Source organism: Paenibacillus sp. 01T422 (assembly GCF_056398785.1).
This window is the reverse complement of the sequence record NZ_JBFTQB010001384.1, coordinates 1-1,002: the sequence shown is the minus strand read 5'-3', so window position 1 is coordinate 1,002 and position 1,002 is coordinate 1. Positions and strand designations below refer to the sequence as shown.

Sequence of the window (1,002 nt, the reverse complement as noted above, 5' to 3'; positions counted from 1 at the left end):
GAATACCAATGAAGAAATTAAACGTAATTTTACTTATACGACAAGCAATCGCAACAAAACGGCGCCTCAATTCCCGGCAAATCCTGATTTGAAAGTGTTGCCTGGAACGAATAATGTGCCTGTTCTCTCGTTCAAGCAAGCCAAGGACGATCAGTCTATGCATCATTACGATATCAAATTGTATGATCAGAGAACGGCTCAAGTAGTGAGAACGTATAATGTTTTGTCTGACTATTTCGTCTCACCGATTCCGAATAGGATGAATATTCCAATGTCTGGACTGGATCTGGCGAAGTCTTACGTTATCTCCGTAACGGCAGTGGATGCTTATGGCAACCTAAGCAATCCGCTGCAGATTCCATTTCGCAGCCAAAACCAAGCACCGGAATTGGAACCGATTGACCAGACAACGATGTGGAATCAGCTTGTGTCGGATATGAAGTTCGAGAGTAATCTGAATGAGGATGCTGCTGGCGCAACTGGGTTGGCGACCAAGAGCGGTAATGTCACCTACGTCTCTGGTAGATCCGGACAAGCTATCAGTATTGCAGCTGGTAACTCCCATTATGTCGATTTAGGTGACAGATCCGACTTGAAGTTCGGAAGTGGAAACTTCACAATTTCATTCTGGCATAAGGGCGATTTGACTGCAGATCAGACGGTCCTATCCAACAAAAACTGGTATTCGGGCGGTAATCTAGGCTGGTACATCGGCCCTGCGTTTGCAAACAACATGACCCTCAATATGGCAAATGGGGCCGGAAATCGTATCGATTATTCAGCTTCCAGCATAGGACAAGACTGGCATTACTTTACGATATCGGTAGACAGGACTAATCATACATCATCAACGTATGTTGACGGTATCAAGCAAGCAACAAGTGACAATTCCACACTGGGCACATCCAGCCTGGATACTTCTTATCACATCATTCTGGGAGCAGACGGCAATAAAGGCTACGGGGGAGCGACTGTCACGCTGGATGAGTTGAAAATATGGAA

At 45.5% G+C, this 1,002-nt stretch carries 1 protein-coding gene; it reads left to right on the top strand.

Annotated features, from left to right (window positions below; genetic code table 11):
• The coding region (locus AC1DUA_RS38940; protein ID WP_477504776.1) for a LamG-like jellyroll fold domain-containing protein at positions 1-1,002 on the top strand (1,002 nt) is incomplete at both ends.